Here is a 17874-nt window from a genome sequence, read left to right as displayed (position 1 = left end):
GCGATTGCGGGACAGCCCTTAGAAGTCATCTCATTTGGCTGGGTAAGCTGGCGGTCGTGGTGAGGATCGTCGAGCGGCTGGTGCCGGATGAGTTGTGGGAGCTGTTCCAGCGAGTGGTTCCGGAAGCGCCGTCGCGGCCCCAGGGTGGGGGCCGGCGGAGGCATGGCGACCGCGAAGTGCTGGCCGCGATCGTCTTCGTGGCGACCTCGGGCTGCACGTGGCAGCAGTTGCCGACCGCGTCGTTCGGGCCGTCCGGCGCGACGGCTCACCGACGCTTCACCGAGTGGACGAAGGCCAGGGTGTGGGCCAAGCTCCACCGCCTGGTGCTTGACGAGCTCGGGTCCCGTGGCGAACTGGACTGGTCGCGGTGCGCGATCGACTCGGTGAACATGCGCGCCCTGAAAAGGGGGACCTGACAGGTCCGAATCCTGTAGACCGGGGCAAGTACGGCTCAAAGATCCACTTGATCACCGAGCGGACCGGTCTGCCCCTGTCCGTGGGGACCTCGGGTGCCAACGTCCATGACAGCCAGGCCCTGATCCCGCTTGTGAAGGGCATACCGCCGGTCCGGTCCCGCCGGGGCCCCCGGCGTCACAAGCCCGGCAAGCTCCATGCCGACAAGGGCTACGACTATGCCCACCTGCGGCGATGGTTAAGCTGCCGAGGCATCCGGCACCGCATCGCCCGCAAGGGAGTTGAGACCTCCCAGCGGCTGGGACGTCATCGTTGGACGATCGAACGCACCATGTCCTGGCTCGCCGGCTGCCGCCGTCTCCACCGTCGTTATGAGCGCAAGGCCGAGCATTTCCTCGCCTTCACGAGTATCGCCTGCACCCTCATCTGTTACCGGCGGCTCGGCCGCTGATGTGGGCCCGCAGCAGCTTCACCGCCAAGTCGTGGCCGTAGTGCTTGGCCATGTCCATGGGGGTGCGACCGTCTGGATCGGCGAGCTCCGGGTCAGCCCCGAAGGCCAGCAGCACAGCAGTGGTGTGCACGGTCAACGGTTGACCACTCTGCAGGGAGCCATCGCCCTCGGCGTCGATTGCGTGCGTCAGCAGCGTCATGTTGCTGAAGACCTCATCAGGATCGGTACCGTCGGCCAGCAACCGGGCCAGGGTCTCCGCATCCTCGTGCTCGACCGCGTGATGCGCGGGTGTCCAGTAGTCGCTCACCAAGGCATTCAACCGCCACCACAGCACGTCTGCCAGCGACTATCTACACAATTATCCACCAATTGAGATGACGTCTTAGTCAGGTCTTGCAACAGTGGTCACGGTCCTTGAAACATGAGCACCACGGCCTCCAGAGCTGCCTGCCCTGCCCTCAGAAACCGTGTGCACGATGCTCAGAACCGGCTGCCAGTTCGTCAGAACATGATACGGAGGGGTGTTTCTGCTCTTCAGGGCCACTCTTGCCCGCTGCGCCCTCTCTTACAGTCAGGACCGGTTGTTTACCTACGACGGCCCCACCCACACACCGGGCTCCCGAAAGCAGTCGCGCGAGGCACCTCTCAGCGGCCCCCTGCGGAGTGTTCAACGGCGCACCCCCTCCCGCCGGTCGACGAAAAGGTCCGCCCCACTCCCCCATCCTCAGCCGACGAAAGCACGCCACAACGCGCCCGCAGCCGACGAAGCACCCGCCACGTATGCCTCCACCAGCCCATACGGTCATCAGCCACGCATTCGTTGACACCCTGAACAAGCCGCGGTCGCCCGAGCACCTGAGGGCCCCGTCGGTGCACCGGAGGCCCCCAGGGCCGAGGATGCTCCGACCGGTAGGCCCCAAGAGCCGCTTTGCGCCTGCCCTAGTACTCCAGCGGTAGATCGTGATCTTCATGCTTGAGCGGTTTGTCGCCGGTAGTGGCTGGTCTGGGATCGGGCCTGGTGGCGGCGTCGCCAGACGGACCAGCCAAGCTGGTGGACAGGGTCAAAGACGCGTTGGATGACGAGCGTGATGAATAGTCGTTGGATCTCGTTGCAGGTGAGCGGTATCAGCCCGTTGGGTGAGGGATGACGGTCGTGTTCGTTCGCGCGGACGACGGCGAGGAAGGCGTGCGCGAGCATGGCCAGGGTGACCCAGCGGGACCAGGATGAGTAGCGGCGGACCTGGTGCTCGTCCAAGGCCGCCAAGCCCTTGTCGGACTGGAAAAACTCCTCGACCCGCCACCTTGATCCAGCGACGCGCACCAAGGTGGTCAGCGGCACTGCGGCCGGCGAGTAGCAGCGGTAGTACGCGAGTTCGCCGGTGCTGCGGTTGCGGCGGATCAGCAGCTGCCGGCTCCCGGGCAGGGGGTCGGTGAGGTCGATGACGGCCCAGTCGTAGAAGCGGTGGCCCTTGGCTCCGGCCCCTGCGGACAGCTTCTGCACAGGCCCTCTTGGGCACCTTCCTGGCCAGCGTGTCCGCGGGAAACTCCCGGGCGCCTGTGGTGACTTCGTGCGAGCAGGCCACCGCGAGGACGTAGCCGGTGCCGCGTTCCTCCAGCGCGGTGCGCAGCCTCGGGTTGCCGTCGTAGACGTCGTCTCCCGCGACCCAGGCGGCCCGATGGCCGGCGTCGAGGAATCGGGTGACCATGCGAGCGGCCAGCTCCGGCTTGGTCGCGAACTCCGTATTGTCACCGAGGCCGGCGGCCCGGCAGCGGCCGGGGTCGGAGGTCCAGGAACGCGGAACATAGAGTTCCCGGTCCACTGCGGCGTGCCCGCGGCGGCCGGCGTAGACCAGGTAGACGGCGACCTGGGCGTTCTCGATCCTGCCCGCGGTGCCGGTGTAGGCGCTGGACACCGACGGTGTCGGTGCCTTTCTTCACGTCGCCGGTCTCGTCGACCACCAGCACCGCCTCGTCGTCGTGCAGATGCTCCACCACGTAGTCACTTACGTCGTCGCGGACCTGGTCGGCGTCCCACTTGGCCCGCCCGAGCAGGTGCTGCATGCCGTCCGGGCCCTGTCTCCGGCCCACTCGGCGATGGTCCAGCAGTTCTTGCGCGGCAGGTCCGACAGCAGGCCGAGTACCAACTTCCGGGCCCGGCGCCGGGATTGGACCCGCGTGAACCGTCCCGCTATCCGGCTCATCAGGCCCTCGAACGCCTCCTGCCAGCGGGCAGGGTTTACGCTGTGACCTGCGGCTACCGCATGATCTTCAGTCTTCACACACCGATGATCAACGGTGGCCGCACCCGTCTCCACAGCGCGTCAGGCTCGCGCAGCGTCTGCCTGCCATCCTATGTCTGGAGGACTTGTGCAACGTGGCGAAGTCTGGTGGGTCCAGTTCGACGAGCGGAGGCTGGTCGTACTGCTGTCGGGAGACGACACGTCCGGTATCCGGGTGATGCAGGTCGTCGCTCCGGCGGGCGTCGACATCAGCGGTCTGGGCATCGAAGTGACGGTCGGCGCCATTGAAGGTCTGCCGTTCGAAGGCGTGCTGCGGCTCGCGTTCCCGCGTCCAGGCTTCACCCCTTGCACGTGGCTGACCACTGTGTCCCGGGACGACCTGATAGAGCGGGCGGCCGTCCTGTCCTCCGTGAAGCTCAGCGAGATTGACGATGCCCTACAACTCGCTGAACAAGCGCAGGAGCGGACCCCGGCAACGACCGCGAAGCTCAGCGAGATAAGGGACGCCCTCCGTCTCGGTGAACTCGGGTAGACGGAGAAGGAGCCGACGCCCGCGACGGCGTGGGCGATCTCGGGCGAGATGATCGACGCTGGCCACCTGTCGCCTCGGCGCCCCTCACCATCGAGATCACGATCTACGGCTGGAGTACTAGGACGGCGAAATTGTGCGAGCCACACAGCAGCTCGCCTCACCCGGCCCATGCAAATGCTGCGCTGCATCCGCGCTGCCACCCGACGACCACCACCAGGGCCGAGCCGAACAATCTCACGCTCGCTCTGGCCCGCGACTTACGTCGCCAGTAGCGGGTCGGCCGGCCATCCGATGACCTCGAGGAGGTGAGCTGGTCCGCCGAGGACCGACCCGAATCCGAGCCGCCTGCTCGTCGTGCTCGGTCGGCTCGGATTGACTTGCACATACGCGGGTAGCCCCTGACACACCCGCTCAGTCCGGGGTGGACGGGACTCTGAGACGTTCGGTGTAACTCCCGATCACGGAAGATGCATCGATGACCAGTGAGAACGTGTCCGGATCCGAGGCTGTCGAGCCCGTGGAGGCTGTGCGGGCAAAGGCTGTGGACGACCAGTTGGTTGACGAGCTGGTGGGCCGGGCCCAGGCCGAGGGCCTGCAGCTGACCGGTGAGGGCGGGCTGCTCCAGCAGCTGACCAAGCGGCTGCTGGAGTCCGCCCTGAAGGGCGAGATCACCGACCACCTGGGCTATGACAAGCACGACCCGGTCGGCAAGAACGGTGGCAACTCCCGCAACGGCAAACGCTCCAAGACCGTCCTGACCGATGTCGGACCGATGGAGATAGCCGTGCCCCGCGACCGCGACGGCTCCTTCGAACCGAAGATTGTCAAGAAGCGGCAGAAGCGCCTGAGCGGCGTCGACGATGGTGATCTCGCTGGCCGCGAAGGGGCTGACCACTGGCGAGGTGCAGGCGCACCTGGCCAAGGTCTATGGCGCCGAGGTCTCCCGGCAGACCATCTCCGCCATCACCGACAAGGTGCTGGAGGGCATGGCCGAATGGCAGAGCCGGCCGCTCGACGCCGTCTATCCGGTGGTCTTCATCGATGCTGTCCACGTGAAGATCCGCGACGGTGTGGTGGCCGACCGGCCCATCTACGTGGCTCTGGCCGTGACCACCGAGGGCCGACGGGAGATTTTGGGGCTGTGGGCCGGTGACGGCGGCGAGGGCGCCAAGCACTGGCTGCACATCCTCACCGAGATCAAGAACCGCGGCGTGAGCGATGTGCTGATGCTGGTCTGCGACGGGCTCAAGGGCCTGCCCGAGGCGGTGGAGACCGTCTGGCCGCGGACCATCGTGCAGACCTGCGTGGTGCACCTGCTGCGGAACTCCTTCCGCTATGCCGCCCGCCAGGACTGGGACAAGATCGCCAAGCTTCTGAAGCCCGTCTATACAGCGCCGACCGAGGAGGCCGCCCTGGACCGGTTCGCCGAGTTCGCCGACGCCTGGGGCAGGAAATACCCGGCGATCGTGAAGCTGTGGGAGAACGCCTGGGAGAAGTTCACCCCATTCCTGCGGTTCGACACCGAGATCCGCCGCATCGTCTGCACGACGAACGCCATCGAGTCGGTCAACGCCCGCATCCGCCGGACGGTCAAGGCCCGCGGACACTTCCCCAACGAGCAGGCCGCGCTGAAGTGCGTCTACATGGCGATCATGTCTCTCGACCCCACCGGCAAGGGCCAGGCCCGCTGGACCATGCGCTGGAAGACCGCACTGAACGCCTTCGACATCACCTTCGACGGCCGACTCTCAGCAGCCTGTCAGTAACCGTCAACCCCGGCTACACCGCTCGTTTGACAGACCCGGGTGGCAGATGGATCGAGACGAGTTTGGCCGGGTCGACGACGATGTGGATGCCGGTGATCCGGCCTTCGGTGACGGTGAAGGCGATGATGGAGAGAGGGCTTCCGTCGGGGCTCCAGGACATGTGGCCGGGGATGCCGTTGACCAGCACGGGTCGTTGGCGGGCGACCTCGCCGGAGAACATACGGGCACCAGCGGCGACCCTGGTGGCGCCGAGGGTGACGACCACGCCATCGGGGGTGTCGACGGTCAGCTTCACGTTTGGGTCGAGGACACGCAGGAGCGCTTCGAAGTCGCCGTTGAGGGCGGCAGCGCCGAATGCCTGGACGGCCTTTCGGTGCTCGCGGCCGGTGCCCGCCGGCCGGTCCGCGGCTTGGACCTTGCGGCGGGCACGGCTGGCGACCATCTTGGTGGCGTCGGTGGATTTGCCCAGGATCTGGCCGATTTCTTGGAACGGGACCGCGAACATGTCGTGCAGGACGAACGCCAGGCGTTCGCTCGGGGTGAGCGAGTCGAGGACGACGAGCAGGGCGAGGCCGACTGAATCGGCCAGCGCCACCTGCTCGTCCGGCGCGGGGTCATCGTCGGGTGTCACCACGAGGTTCGCGAACTCTTGCTCGTAGGCGGTTTCGGGGTGGGCTCGGCGGGATCTCAGGAGGTCCAGGCTGATTCGGCCGACCACGGTGGTCAGCCAGCCTGCCAGATTGCCGATGGTCGCCTCGTCCTGGCGGACCAGGCGCATCCAGGCTTCCTGGACCACGTCCTCGGCATCGGCGTGCGAGCCCAGCACGCGGTACGCGACGGCGCGCAGCCGGTCGCGCTGGGCTTCGAACGCCTCGGTCACGAGGCCGGGAGGGTGGGCGGTCACGGCTTTCGCGGCTGCCGGAGCGAGACCCGGTTGCCGTCCGGGTCCACCGCCTCGATACGGAGCCCGAACGGATAGTCCTGGGGTTCGGACTCTTCGAAGGTGACGCCGCGCTGGCGCAGGATCTCGAAATCCTCTCGCAAATCGTCGGATTCGAGGATCAGCGGACCGGGCACGCCGGCCGGCTGTCCCGCGCCCTCCGCCTGCGACCACAGAATGATCTGCACCGGGCTATCGGGAACGCCGACGGTGAGGAAACGTCCGTCGGGCCCCGGGTAGTCGATCCGCTTTTCCAGGCCGAGTCCCTCGGTGTAGAACTCCAGTGCGCGGTCCTGATCGGTGACGTAGATCGTCACGTACATGATGTTGGTCAGCATCCGGTTCTCGATTCGCTCGTTGGTGCGACGCCCGTTCGCATTCGGTCGTCACACCCATGACGAATGCCGACGGGAGAAGGTAACAGGACCGGTCGTCCGAGCGGATGCCGGGCACACGCGGTGGCCCCGGCAAGGTCAACGCGCTCTGGTGTACAGCCAGTTGGGGTCTTTACGCTCTGCGCATGTCGAAGCAGAAGCGAGGCAAGAAGCACCGGACGCCCCAGCAGCGGCCCCCACGCCGTCCCTCGGCACCGCGCCCCCGTACGGCGGGCCCGGTCTTACCGAGCGGCAGTTCGCCGCTACGGGGGGATCTGAAGATGACAGCAACGCTGCTGCAACACGCGAAGCCAGACCAGCTGGTGGAGCTGATGCTGCCGCACCTGTGGGTATCGATCATCGACGGCAGCATCCCGGCGAACGTCTGCGTGGACGCATGCCAGACCCTGCGGAACGCCTACGGGCAGCTGGGAGTACGGGCCGAGCTGCAGCCGGTGAACCTAGTGATCCAGGACTCGAACGGCGACCGGGTCCGCCACGGCTCACTCCAGCCGTCCTGGACCGGCACCTCCTGGAACGGGCACTGCGTGCTGATCCTGCCCGACTGCGAGCGGATCGTGGACGCCACCGTGGAGCAGTTCGACAAGGTCCGCGAGGTCGGCGCGGGCCCAATGATCGGCAAAGTGGCCCTGTCGATGGACCCGACGCAGAAAGGGATGATGACGCCCGGCGCGCAAGTGATGCTTCAGCGCGGGGACCTAGTACTGACGTACACGGTCGCTGGGCCTGAAGCGCTGGCTTCCATCCTGGACCACCCGGAGGTGGCGGCTCATGCCGCCGGCCACCAGCGCACCGGGTTGAACGTCGCTTCCCTCGCACTGGCCGCCCTGCGCGACGAGGACGTCCGCGGACGGGCCATGCAGGCCCCCTACCCCAGACTGCGGGCCCTCCTACGGGCGGTGGGCGACGCCCCATACGAGTCGGATGAGGCCGGCGACATCCGGTTCCGCCTGCCCGACGAGGACGGCCAGAACCGGTGGCTGCGGTTGAATGAGATCCCGCTGCCGGCAACCACCCCCGCCGCCTGGCCACGCTCATGAGGGCCCGGGAGTCCTAGCTCAGACACCAGCCGCAAACTAGTGCCGCATCAGGCAACGTTCGCCCTGTTCACGACCTCGCGGAGGCGTTCGTCGGCGGCGTGCTTGTTTCCCCAGATGATGTAGCGACGGATCATGCTGCCCTGCTCAAGTTGTCGAGCACGATCGCGATGCGGATCTCGGGCGGGTAGAGACTGCGCAGGTAACGGCAGAACTCCAGGAACCTGGTCCACTTCTTCTTCGGTTTGATGTGACCTCGTAGAGCTTGCCCTTGGCCAGGTCGTAGGCGGCGAACAGATGCCGGACCCCGTGCGGGCGGGTGTAGGTCGCCCGCCGGCGGCGCCTCGGTTCCCGGGCGGGGTCCTTGTGGCGGCCGCCGCGTTCGGTCCACTGCCGCCCGGGGTGGGGCTGGAGGTTGAGCGGCCCGAACTCGTCGATGCAGAAGATGATGTCGGGCTTGCCTTCCTCGGGTATGACCTCACCGTCGGCGATCGCGTAGAGGAGTTCGACCTGGGCCTTTTTGGCCGCGTAGTCGTGTGAGGTCTTCCAGGTCCCCGAGGCGGACGTGTCCGACTGGTTCGGCGCCGGCGCTCACCGGCCGGGGCAGCTCGGTCCAGACCGACCCGGGCTTGCGTACGGCGGGGGTCGGCGCGCCCAGGACCTTGGCGAGTTGGGGCACGAGGCGGAAGCGGGGGGTGTGGTACTGGATCGCCACCCTGCCCTTGCCGGTCCGGCATGGGGAGCCCACGGGGGCGGCGCAGGTGGACATCGGGCAGTCGTGCGATTCCAAGCGCTTGAAATCGTCGCTCACGATCCCGAACCGTTTCATGAGGGTGTTTCAGACGTCCAGCCGTTTGCAACAACTCATGAAACATGACCGGCGCAGGGGGACCGCCGGGTGATCGCCTGTTTCATGAGCGACCCACCTATGAAACACGCGGGGCGAAATCGACCGGGCACTATTGCCGACCTATCTCCATGTTCCGTCGGCTGATCAGCGGCGGGGCCGGGGGTCGGGCCAGCGCCGGGTGGCGTGGATGGAACCGAGCAGATTGAGGGACTGGGCACTGGGGCTGCCTGGTTCGGCGTGGTAGATGACGAGCTGTTGGCCGGGGGCGTCGCGTACGTCGAAAGCCTGGTAGGTGAGGGTGAGGGGGCCTACCTCCGGATGGAGGAAGTGTTTGGCGTCCTGGGTCTTGCCGCGCACGGTGTGGGCGTTCCAGAGGCGAGTGAAGTCCGCGCTGTGCTCAGTGAGGGTGCGGACGAGTTCGCGCAGCCGCGGGTTGTCCGGATCGAATCCGGTTGCCTCGCGAAGGTTGGCGACGGTGGCCTGTGCTACCCGGTCCCAGTCCGTGTAGAAGTTGCGGCCCGCGGGGTCGAGGAAGGTCATGCGGGCCAAGTTGTCCGCCGGCTCGAACGGGGCGTAGAGGGCATCGGCCAGGGCGTTGACGGCGAGGAGCTCCAGGGTCCGGCTCATGACGAACGCTGGAGTGTTCGGGTATCCGTCCATCAGCTGTCGCAGCGAAGGGCTGACCCGCTCGGCGGCGTGGACGGAGGGCTGGTCGTTCGGTGTGGCCCCGGCCAGCCGGTACAAGTGCGCGCGTGCGTCCGCGTCGAGGCGCAGGGCGCGGCTGAGCGCGTCGACCACCTGGGGTGAGGGGTTGCGCTCGCGGCCTTGTTCCAGGCGGGTGTAGTAGTCGGCGTTCACTCCGGCCAGGACGGCGACCTCCTCGCGGCGCAGTCCGGCGACTCTGCGGGCCCCGTAGCTCGCCATGCCGACGTCCTCCGGCCGCAGGCCGTCGCGGCGTGTGCGCAGGAAGTCTCCCAGGTGGTTTTCGTCCATGTGTTCAGGCTAGGCGGCGGCCCGGTGCGCTGCCTGGGTGTGCCACACCCAGGCAGCACGCGTCCTGGTTGATGGCCGCTGACCTGCCCAGACTCGGTGGAGCGGGAAGGACCACACCATTCGAGGAGAGGAGTCCGCCATGGCCGGGACCGTTGAGGGCGACCATGTCGACGTGGTCGGGATGTGGGTGACCGCGGATGGTCACATCCGTCAGGAGCTGCTGCCGGACGGCCGCTACGACGAAGCCCGCGGCGAGCGGCGCAGAGCGTACACCGGCTGGTACACGGTGACCGGCAGCCACTTGGACTACGTCGACGACACCGGGTTCACCGCCACGGGCGACATCCGGGACGGAGTGCTCTATCACGAGCACCTCGTGCTCTACCGGGAGCAGAAGTCGTCGTAGAGAGGCCGGGCCACGGTCGCCCTGGGCACCGGGGGCGAACCGTCGGCGGACCAAGAAGTCCCGACACAGCAGTCAGCCAGTCAGTCAGCCAGCAGCAACGAGAATCAAGGACCATATCCATGACAGGACAACGACTTTCCGGCAAGGTCGCGCTGATCACGGGCGCGACCGGCGGCCTCGGCACAGCGACCGCCGAACTCTTCGCCCGCGAAGGCGCCCGGCTAGTGATCACCGATATCGCCGAAGGCCCCCTGCGGGACCTGTCCCACCGGATCGGGGCACGCGGCGCGGAGGTCGTCGCTGCTCGCCTCGATGTCTCCTCCGCGCGGGAGTGGGACGAAGTGATCACCGTCGTACGCGACCGGTTCGGAACGCTGGACGTGCTCGTGAACCTCGCCGGCATCCTGGACTGGCCAGGTATCGAGGACACGCGGGAAGAGGCGTGGGACCGCGTCATCGACGTGAACCAGAAAGGCACATGGCTCGGCATGAAGGCGGCGTTGCCGCTCCTGCGTGCGAGCGGGAACGCGTCGGTGATCAATACGTCGTCAGTACTCGGCCTGGTAGGAAGCGGTGCGGCTGCGGCCTACCAGGCGTCCAAGGGGGCCGTGCGCCTGTTGAGCAAGACCGCCGCGGTCGAGTACGCCCGGCAGGGAGTACGGATCAACTCGGTGCATCCCGGCGTGATCGCCACGCCGATGATCCACGAACTCCTGGACGATCAGGGCGACCAGCAGCCGGACATCCAACGCACCCCCATGCGCCGAGCCGGCCGCGCCGACGAGATCGCACCCGCGATCCTCTTCCTGGCCTGCGACGACTCCTCGTTCGTCACTGGCTCGGAGCTGGTGGTCGACGGCGGGCTCACCGCGCACTGAACAATCCAGCCGTACGACGTCCACGTGGGCCTGCCGTGAATGCGTCAACGGCGCGGCCCACCCGGTCCGCGCACCGCACCACTGCACGGCACTCAAGATCAACGGGCGGTTGCAGTACCTGTGGCGGACCGTCGACCAGGGCGGGAACGTCCTCGACATCCTCGTGCAGAACCGGCGGGACAAGGCTGCGGCCAGGCGCTTCTTCCGCCGTCTTCTCACAAAGACCCGCACGCTGCCCAGGGTGATCGTCACCGACAAGCTCCGCTCCTACGGCGCGGCCCACCGCGAGGTCATGCCCTCCGTCGAGCACCGGCAGTCGAAGTACCTGAACAACCGGGCCGAGAACAGCCACCAGCCCACCAGGCAACGCGAACGCGCGATGAAGGGCTTCCGCAGCGTCGGCGCAGCCCAGCGGTCCCTGTCCGCCTTCAGCGGCATCTCGCCCCACTTCCGCCCCCGACGGCACCTGATGAACGCCCCCGACCACCGCACCGAGATGACCACCCGCTTCGCGATCTGGGACCAGTTCACCGGCACCATCGGCCAGCCCACCACAGCTTGAATCAACACTGAAGGCCTGGGCCAGCCACACCCTGGCACCACGTCAGATACCCACGTGCCCGACAACGTGAGAGCGCCCAGCCCAACATGCCCATGGCCGCCGACCGGCCGGGATGCCACACCGCCACACGTTCAGGTGACGACAAAACTCCTATGCACTCTCATTCCGCCCACTGAGAATTCCCGACTTCGGCATCGACACGCTCGAGGGCCTGACGCTACTGGAGTGAGGGCGGCCGGGTCGTGGTGGCGGCCCCGCCCACGCGGGCCTCGAAGCACTCCCGTTCGCCGTCGGCCGACGCGGGCCGGAAGCAGGCCCGGACGGTGCTGCCAGGACTGACTTCGGTCATCTCGGTATAGATGAAGGTTGCCGAGTCGTCCTTGTTGCTGATGCGCACGCTGTGGGTCGGGCCGCCTGCCGTGACGTCCACCCGGTCGCCGATCTCGGTCCCCCAGGTCCGGGCCCAGCTCGCGCCGCACTTCTTGCTGTAGCGCAGCTCGACGTGGGCGCCGGTGGCGGTGCGGTATGTGGTGAGGGTGTCGGGGCCGATGCCGCAGATCAGGCGCATGGGGTCCCGGCCCTCGCAGGCGGCTCCGTGGCATTGGGGAGCGAGGGAGAACGGGACGGAGGCCGGCAGCGGTTCGTCCTCCTGAGCCTGCGAGTCCGGCAGCAGGGAGAACAGCAGGGCCGCAGCACCACCGACGGTCACGGTGTACACCGACGCCAGCACCACCAGGAGCCTGCCCCCGCGAAGGCGCCGCCGCTCGGTTATGGCGGGCGGTGGCGCCTCCTCGGGATGTGGCCGCGGCGATTCGTCCGCGGGAGGAGCGGGCGCGGGGGCCACCGCGCGTCCGCTCCAGTGCGACTCGGCGATCTCCCACAGGGCTAGCGGCCGCCCGTCCGCTTCGTTCGCGAGCCGGCACAGTTCCTGTACGGCCTGGCGAGGAGGCAGGCTCTTGCCGTTGAGGTAACGCTCCCACGAGGACTTGCTGTACGCGGTCCGCTCCGCCAGCGCCGCCAGGCTCAGCCCCGCACCGGCCCGCAGCTCCCGCAGGGCCGCGACCAGCCGGGTGTGTTCCGCGGTCACTTCGGATCCGCCTCCCGCAGGGCCTGCCAGGTGGGCGGGTCGATGACTCCGTTCACGACCAGCCCGTTCCGCTTCTGCATGAGCTCGACCGCTCGCCGCGTCTTCGGGCCGAAGACGCCGTCGATGTCCCCTGGCGCAGTGCCCGCCCGGCGCAGCAGGCACTGCGCCTCGGCCACTTCGAGCCCCACGTGGGTGTTGGACAGGAGGAGGTCCGTGGTCCGGGTCAGGCCCGCGTACCAGTGACCGTCACGCTGCTCCAGCCGGCAGGTGTAGATGATCGGCACCAGGGACTCCGACACGGTGGCCGGGGCCGTCGCGACAGCATCGCTGCGGTCCTGCGCGAGCTGGGCACGGGCCTCGGTGAGCCGCACGGCCAGCAGGAGCGCCGCGGAGATGGATAGCACCGAGACCACGGCTCCCGCCGTGACCGCGGCGCGCAGGTGACGCCCGTACGGCTGCTGCTCCGTGGGGGTGCGTGCCGGTGTCGCGGAGAGGTTCTCGGGGGCGTCGGTGGTGACCACCCGTCCATCCGCCCAGCGTTCGGCGGCGATCTCGTACAGCACCAGCAGCCGGGGCGGATCGTCACCGCCGACGCGGGCCATCGCCTCGACGGCCTCCCGGGGCGGCAGCGACCTGCCGTTCAGATACCGCTGCCACGACTTCGCGCTGTACCCGGTCTCCACAGCCAGTTGACGCGTGCTCAGTTGGCTGCGGTCCTTGAGTTTGCGAAGTCGCACGATCAACTGGCGGACGTGTGGATGCAGTTCTGCGGGCAACTCTTTCCAACGCGGCATGATTCCCCCCGCTCACATCAGGGACCGCTGGTCCGTCCCCCGTGTCCCGGTCTCATTCTGCATCAGCTGTCACGGGGATCACAGAGCGGGCACGCCGCCCTGGTGCGACCCAGCCCTGGCGCGGAGTCAGCCATTCCCTCTCACCGCAGTCCCGCCGCAGGGACTCGGCGGGCGACATCTCCGCAGATCAGTGCACGGGACGTCCCGGGATGAGGTCACTTCTGCGTCAGCTGTGGCCGAACGTCGCGCCGAACCCGCAATCTCGTTGCGGAGCCGGCCGGTGCGGTCGGCTCCGTCGATGCCACCTCACCAGGAAGTGTTCCCATGAAGCTGAACAGAAAGCTGGCGGCGACCTTGGTCACCACCGGACTGGCCGCGGCCTTGACCCCGCTGACAGCCTCGTCTGCCTCCGCCGCCAGCATGCATGGCTGCTCGTACCCGCGCGTATGTGTGTACGAGGGTTCCTACTCCGGCGGCAGCGTCATCGGCTGGTTCCAGGACACCTACTACCAGAACATGCCGACCGCGATACAGAACGATCCGGACGCGGTCGTCAACACCCGTAACGACGACTCCGTCTGGCTGCTCGACACGCGCCCCTCCCCGGACGCGTACATCTGCATCCCGAAGAACACCGCCGTGAACCTCGGCAACTACGACCACCCCACCAACGACACCACCTGGGCGAACGACGTCGACACCATCAAGATCTGGGGCGATCCCGACACTGGGACGTGCAGCGGCACCCTCAAGGTGCAGCAGGGCCGCGTCCCCGACGGCTGGCGTCCCTGACACACGCGGCCCGTCCCCTCGTGCAGGAAGGGACGGGCCGCGTGCGCCCCTCCGGTCCGCCTGGTGATCCGGACGAAACCTCCTGGCTAACGAGGTGGTGCATGGTTGGCGGTGAGACGTCGAGCTTTTGATCGTTGATCATGGTCATGTGGTGGGGAACGTGACTCGTGCAGTGATCATCAGCAACCGGCGGATCATGGGCCTGGCGGCCGATGTGATCGCTGAACTCGTCGATGAGATCGGCCCGTTGTGGCCCGAGCGGCACCAGGCCAGACTTGCCTCCCGGCAACGGAAGCGGGCCGTAGGTACTGGTGCGAAGCACCAGCTCGTCTTACACGACCTGGGCAGCCGCCGGCAGTACCGCGCCTGGTTCGCCACCGTCGCCCGGGCCGCCGCCGAATCCGGCAACGACCAGCTGCACGCCTGGGTCCTCGCCCGCGAGGCCATGGTCCCGCTCAACTACGGAGCCCCGAAAGCAGCGGCCGATCTCGCCGAACGGGCCCGTCACGTCGCCGGGCACCGGCCGACCGCCGCAACGACACTGGCGGCCGCGGTCGCCGCCCGCACCTACGCCCTCAACCACCAAAGCGAACAGGCCCGCGCCGCACTCGCGGCCGCCGACGCCCTCATGGACCGGCTCCCCGAGAGCCAGCGGTCGGACACGTGGCTGACGTACGGCGAGCAAAAGCACCACGTCCACCTCAGCCACGCCTACACCACGCTCTCAGACACCCGCCGTGCGAACGAGAGCCAGCAGCGCGCCTTGGAGCTGTCCGCGCCGACCAGCACCATGACGCGGACGTTGCTGCACATCGCTGCTGCGTGCTCCCACCACGACGGTGTCAGCGAACAGGCGTGCCGTCGTACGGTCGCCGCCCTGACCGCGCTGCCGCACCGGCCTGGTCCGCCGCCGCGCCCAGGACCTGTACGAGGCGATCCCCGCCCAGCACTACCGCGAGCCCGCTGTACGGGAGCTTCGGGACGTCCTCGCCGCCTGACGCCGAAGCGCGGAACCCGTCGGCACGGCGGGGCAGTCGGTCACGCCGTGGCGTCCTTGGCGGTGATCTTGTCGTCCAGGTAGACAACCTCCGTCGGCCCGGAAGCGTCCGCGGAGGGAACGACGTTCAGCAGGGCCTGCGAGATCGCCGCACCCACCCGGCGCCCGATCGCCTTGTCGAGAGCGTTGTAGGCGTGGTTCGGCAAGTAGGGCCAGTCCTGGACATTGGCGCAGAAGTGCAGCACCGAAGCGAGCGAGCTGCCCGCCAGCGGCACGGTCACCATGCCGTCGGTCTCGGTGGTGATGTCCTCCTCGGCCGGCGCGCGCGGAAGACGTTGTCCACCACCTCCCTCGTTGCAGCCCCGCCTTCCCTGTGCTTGGGGACTTGCTCTGCCAAGTAGTCCCAGGTGTTGCGGTGCAGCGCACCCGGGCCACTCCGACTGGGGCTTCCCACGGAGAGGCACTGTCACGTTGGCTGACCGGTGGGGTGATCTTCGGGTTGATCAACCGGGAAGGGTCGCCCGTGGGAGCGCGTCGCTGTCGTACAAGGGGCACCGGTACCCGGTCGAGGTCATCTCCCACTGTGTGTGGCTGTACTTCCGCTTCCCGCTGTCGTTCCGCGAGGTCGAGGAGCTGATGCTCGAGCGCGGGATCGTCGTCTCGTACGAGACGATCCGCCGCTGGTGCGGCAAGTTCGGGCAGACCTACGCAGGCGCGCTGCGCCGCCGGCAGCCCCAGTCGGGGGACAAAGTGGCATCTGGACGAGGTCTTCATCAAGATCAACGGGCGGTTGCAGTACCTGTGGCGGGCCGTCGACCAGGACGGGAACGTCCTCGACATCCTCGTGCTGAACCGATGAGAGCCGACAACGCTGGCGCATGTCTGCCGTCGTTGGGTGACTTGTCCCGCCGTCGTCCGGCGGTGATCCTCGCTGATACGGTCCGATCATGCCGCGCCTGGTGGAAGTCCCTGGGTACGTACGTTTCTTGACCGCCTCGGCTGTGTCTGCGTTCGGTTCTCAGGTCACGGGACTGGCGTTGCAAATCCTTACCGCCGTGACGCTGAGCGCATCCGCCACGGAGGTCGGCATCGTCAATGCCGCCCGCTGGGTTCCGTATCTGCTCTTCGGACTCATAGCCGGGGTCGTGGTGGACCGCTGGCGGCGCAAGCCGATGATGGTCACTACGGACCTCGGAAGAGCAGTCCTGCTCGGGGCGATACCGGTGCTGTATGCGCTGGATCGACTCAGCATCCCCGCGCTGTGCGTGTTCGTCTTCGTGTTCGGGGTGTTGTCCTTGCTGTTCGAGGCGGCGAACCAGTCGTATGTGCCACAGCTGGTACCCAAAGAGCTGCTCAATGCGGGATACGCGCGCGTGCAACAGGCCGACGCGGTGGCCGGCTCGACCGGCCCTCTGCTCGCCGGGCTACTGATCAAAATCATGGGAGCGCCGCTCGCCGTGCTGGTGGACGCCCTCACCTATCTGATGTCCGGCCTGCTCCTAGCCTCGGTGAAGGCACCCGACCCCGTCCCTGATCGAGGCGCGCGGGGCAGCATGGGCAGCGAGCTGTGCGAGGGCGTGGCATGGGTCTACCGGCATCGCACGCTGGCGTCCATCGCCCTGACCTCGCACGCGATGCTCCTCTTCAACAGCATGGTGAGCACGGTCTTCGTGGTCTTCGCCCTGCAGAGCCTCAAGATCGGAGAATTCGGTCTGGGGGTCACCTACGCCTGCGCGAGTGTCGGCGTGATACTCGGCGGTGCGCTCTCCGGTCGCGTGGCCAGAAGACTGGAGGTCGGCGCCACTCTGATCACCTTCCGCCTGCTCGCTGCCGTCGGCTGGCTGCCTTTGGTCCTGGCCGGGCGTGGACCGTGGGCGCTCGCCTCCGTGTCGCTCGGCTTCTTCGTCGTGTCCCTGGCCATCGGCGTCGAAAGTCCGGTGGAGATGAGCTACCGCCAGGCGGTGACACCCGATCGGCTGCGAGGGCGGATGAACGCGACGATCCGCTCGATGAACTGGGGAATGGTAGCGGTGGGTGCACCACTTGGCGGAGTAATCGCCGACCAGGTCAGCTACCGCTTCGCCCTGTGGATGGGACTGTCCGGAGCAGTCATCCAGGCACTTGCGCTGACGTTTTCTCCCACCCGGAGGGCCCGTACTGCCGACGAACTCGATCCCTCGGCAGCTGATCTGACACGGCACGGCGCAGAAGCCGCTGCTGGAGAGAGCAAGGACTGATCAGCTCGTGGTGGCATTTTGGGCCTGGGCGGCCCTGGTGCTGGCGAGGCGGTAGGAGTCGCTGCCGGTCTCGATGATGTTCCCTCCGAAGGTCAGGCGGTCGACGATGGCCGCGCAGAGTTGCGGATCGGTGAAGGTCTTCGTCCACCCTCCGAACGACTCGTTCGAGGCAATGGCGACGCTGTTCTTCTCCTCCCGCTCGGTCAGCACCTGGAACAGCAACTCAGCGCCGCGGCGGTCCAGTTCCATGTATCCGAGCTCGTCGATCGCAAGGAGGTCCAGCGGCCGTATCGGGCGATGGTCTTGGTCAGTACCTTCTCGTCCGCGGCCTCGACCAGTTCGTTGACCAGTTTGGTGGCGAGTGGTGGTCCCGGGCGGCGGCTTCGGCCAGGTCGGGGATCTGGGCCCGGATGGTGGGCAGCCGCAGCATGCGGCATGCCTGGTCGACGGCGGCGTCGGCGGCCTGTTCGGTCAGCCCGCGGTGGCGTTGGAACGTCATGGCG

Annotated in this window: 17 protein-coding genes and 6 pseudogenes; 11 read left to right on the top strand and 12 right to left on the bottom strand. The window is 67.5% G+C overall.

Features of this window, described 5'->3' with window-relative positions; translation table 11 throughout:
* The first annotated feature begins 65 nt into the window (after nt 1-65).
* Nucleotides 66-865 (top strand): IS5 family transposase gene (locus CEB94_RS39845; protein WP_218945985.1). Its coding sequence is split into 2 segments (ribosomal slippage): nt 66-405 and nt 405-865, totalling 801 coding nucleotides; the frame shifts between segments, so codons are not numbered across the junction.
* On the opposite strand, the gene CEB94_RS39840 is transcribed toward CEB94_RS39845, so the two are convergent.
* Together CEB94_RS39840 and CEB94_RS39835 are read right to left on the bottom strand one after the other, a co-directional pair.
* Nucleotides 837-1172 (bottom strand): ankyrin repeat domain-containing protein, encoded by a 336-nt coding sequence (locus CEB94_RS39840; RefSeq protein ID WP_054214933.1) that lies wholly within the window; start codon nt 1170-1172, stop codon nt 837-839. The two genes, CEB94_RS39845 and CEB94_RS39840, sit on opposite strands and share 29 nt — an antisense overlap.
* 754 nt (nt 1173-1926) lie before the next feature.
* Nucleotides 1927-2926, bottom strand: a pseudogene (locus tag CEB94_RS39835) (IS701 family transposase).
* A 306-nt stretch (nt 2927-3232) separates the two neighbouring features.
* Between CEB94_RS39835 and CEB94_RS39830 the strand changes: the two are divergent.
* The gene (locus CEB94_RS39830) at nt 3233-3637 is read left to right on the top strand and encodes a type II toxin-antitoxin system PemK/MazF family toxin (RefSeq protein WP_175436756.1); all 405 of its coding nucleotides are present in this window, start codon (nt 3233-3235) and stop codon (nt 3635-3637) included.
* Nucleotides 3638-4112: 475 nt separating this feature from the next.
* Nucleotides 4113-5403 (top strand): annotated as a pseudogene (locus tag CEB94_RS39825) (IS256 family transposase).
* 13 nt (nt 5404-5416) lie between these two features.
* Here CEB94_RS39825 and CEB94_RS39820 read toward each other — a convergent pair.
* Together CEB94_RS39820 and CEB94_RS39815 are read right to left on the bottom strand one after the other, a co-directional pair.
* The gene (locus CEB94_RS39820; RefSeq protein WP_175436755.1) at nt 5417-6307 is read right to left on the bottom strand and encodes a sigma-70 family RNA polymerase sigma factor; all 891 of its coding nucleotides are present in this window, start codon (nt 6305-6307) and stop codon (nt 5417-5419) included.
* Complete coding sequence (locus CEB94_RS39815) at nt 6304-6681, bottom strand: VOC family protein (protein ID WP_175436754.1); 378 nt, start codon at nt 6679-6681, stop codon at nt 6304-6306. Before CEB94_RS39815 ends, CEB94_RS39820 begins: the two co-directional genes overlap by 4 nt.
* A gap of 317 nt (nt 6682-6998) precedes the next feature.
* On the opposite strand from CEB94_RS39815, the gene CEB94_RS39810 reads away from it, so the two are divergent.
* Nucleotides 6999-7778 carry a hypothetical protein gene (locus tag CEB94_RS39810; protein ID WP_175436753.1) on the top strand — a complete coding sequence of 260 codons (780 nt, stop codon included), beginning with the start codon at nt 6999-7001 and terminating at the stop codon, nt 7776-7778.
* 47 nt (nt 7779-7825) lie between these two features.
* Here the strand turns inward: CEB94_RS39810 and CEB94_RS42025 are convergent.
* From CEB94_RS42025 to CEB94_RS39800, 3 genes and pseudogenes are all read right to left on the bottom strand, one after another.
* A pseudogene (locus CEB94_RS42025) lies at nt 7826-8327 on the bottom strand (transposase); the annotation flags it as partial.
* Entirely contained in the window at nt 8254-8604 is a 351-nt protein-coding gene (locus tag CEB94_RS42395) for a zinc finger domain-containing protein (protein WP_425472526.1), read from the bottom strand. The pseudogene CEB94_RS42025 and the gene CEB94_RS42395, both read right to left, overlap by 74 nt.
* Nucleotides 8605-8769: 165 nt before the next feature.
* Nucleotides 8770-9618: a helix-turn-helix transcriptional regulator gene (locus CEB94_RS39800; RefSeq protein WP_175436751.1), complete on the bottom strand. Its 849-nt coding sequence runs from the start codon at nt 9616-9618 to the stop codon at nt 8770-8772.
* Nucleotides 9619-9757: 139 nt separating this feature from the next.
* On the opposite strand from CEB94_RS39800, the gene CEB94_RS39795 reads away from it, so the two are divergent.
* The 3 genes and pseudogenes from CEB94_RS39795 to CEB94_RS39785 all read left to right on the top strand — a co-directional run.
* Nucleotides 9758-10024 carry an Atu4866 domain-containing protein gene (locus tag CEB94_RS39795; protein ID WP_175436750.1) on the top strand — a complete coding sequence of 89 codons (267 nt, stop codon included), beginning with the start codon at nt 9758-9760 and terminating at the stop codon, nt 10022-10024.
* A 119-nt stretch (nt 10025-10143) separates the two neighbouring features.
* Nucleotides 10144-10902 carry an SDR family NAD(P)-dependent oxidoreductase gene (locus tag CEB94_RS39790; protein ID WP_175436749.1) on the top strand — a complete coding sequence of 253 codons (759 nt, stop codon included), beginning with the start codon at nt 10144-10146 and terminating at the stop codon, nt 10900-10902.
* Between the two features lie 91 nt (nt 10903-10993).
* Nucleotides 10994-11464: pseudogene (locus CEB94_RS39785) on the top strand (IS6 family transposase); the annotation flags it as partial.
* A 217-nt stretch (nt 11465-11681) separates the two neighbouring features.
* Here the strand turns inward: CEB94_RS39785 and CEB94_RS39780 are convergent.
* Nucleotides 11682-12551, bottom strand: coding sequence for a helix-turn-helix domain-containing protein (locus tag CEB94_RS39780; protein WP_175436748.1), 870 nt, complete (start codon nt 12549-12551; stop codon nt 11682-11684).
* Entirely contained in the window at nt 12548-13288 is a 741-nt protein-coding gene (locus tag CEB94_RS39775; protein WP_342790397.1) for a peptidoglycan-binding protein, read from the bottom strand. The genes CEB94_RS39780 and CEB94_RS39775 overlap by 4 nt, the downstream gene beginning before the upstream one ends.
* 381 nt (nt 13289-13669) lie before the next feature.
* Between CEB94_RS39775 and CEB94_RS39770 the strand changes: the two genes are divergently transcribed.
* A complete protein-coding gene (locus tag CEB94_RS39770; protein WP_175436746.1) occupies nt 13670-14137 on the top strand; it encodes a hypothetical protein in 468 nt (155 codons plus the stop codon).
* 160 nt (nt 14138-14297) lie between these two features.
* On the top strand, nt 14298-15218 hold the full coding sequence (locus CEB94_RS41535; RefSeq protein WP_246112086.1) for a hypothetical protein: 921 nt from the start codon (nt 14298-14300) through the stop codon (nt 15216-15218).
* Here the strand turns inward: CEB94_RS41535 and CEB94_RS39755 are convergent.
* Nucleotides 15176-15418 carry a hypothetical protein gene (locus CEB94_RS39755; RefSeq protein ID WP_175436745.1) on the bottom strand — a complete coding sequence of 81 codons (243 nt, stop codon included), beginning with the start codon at nt 15416-15418 and terminating at the stop codon, nt 15176-15178. The two genes, CEB94_RS41535 and CEB94_RS39755, sit on opposite strands and share 43 nt — an antisense overlap.
* Before the next feature lie 253 nt (nt 15419-15671).
* Between CEB94_RS39755 and CEB94_RS39750 the strand changes: the two are divergent.
* Nucleotides 15672-15990: pseudogene (locus CEB94_RS39750) on the top strand (IS6 family transposase); the annotation flags it as partial.
* A 91-nt stretch (nt 15991-16081) separates the two neighbouring features.
* Nucleotides 16082-17371, top strand: coding sequence for an MFS transporter (locus tag CEB94_RS39745; protein ID WP_175436744.1), 1290 nt, complete (start codon nt 16082-16084; stop codon nt 17369-17371).
* Here the strand turns inward: CEB94_RS39745 and CEB94_RS39740 are convergent.
* Together CEB94_RS39740 and CEB94_RS42390 are read right to left on the bottom strand one after the other, a co-directional pair.
* Nucleotides 17372-17733: pseudogene (locus CEB94_RS39740) on the bottom strand (ATP-binding protein); the annotation flags it as partial.
* The gene (locus tag CEB94_RS42390) at nt 17679-17870 is read right to left on the bottom strand and encodes a hypothetical protein (RefSeq protein WP_425472573.1); all 192 of its coding nucleotides are present in this window, start codon (nt 17868-17870) and stop codon (nt 17679-17681) included. The pseudogene CEB94_RS39740 and the gene CEB94_RS42390, both read right to left, overlap by 55 nt.
* Nucleotides 17871-17874 lie beyond the last annotated feature (4 nt).

It is taken from the genome of Streptomyces hawaiiensis, from assembly GCF_004803895.1.
Classification (GTDB): Bacteria; Actinomycetota; Actinomycetes; order Streptomycetales; family Streptomycetaceae; genus Streptomyces; species Streptomyces hawaiiensis.
This window is presented reverse-complemented; position numbering and strand designations above follow the sequence as displayed.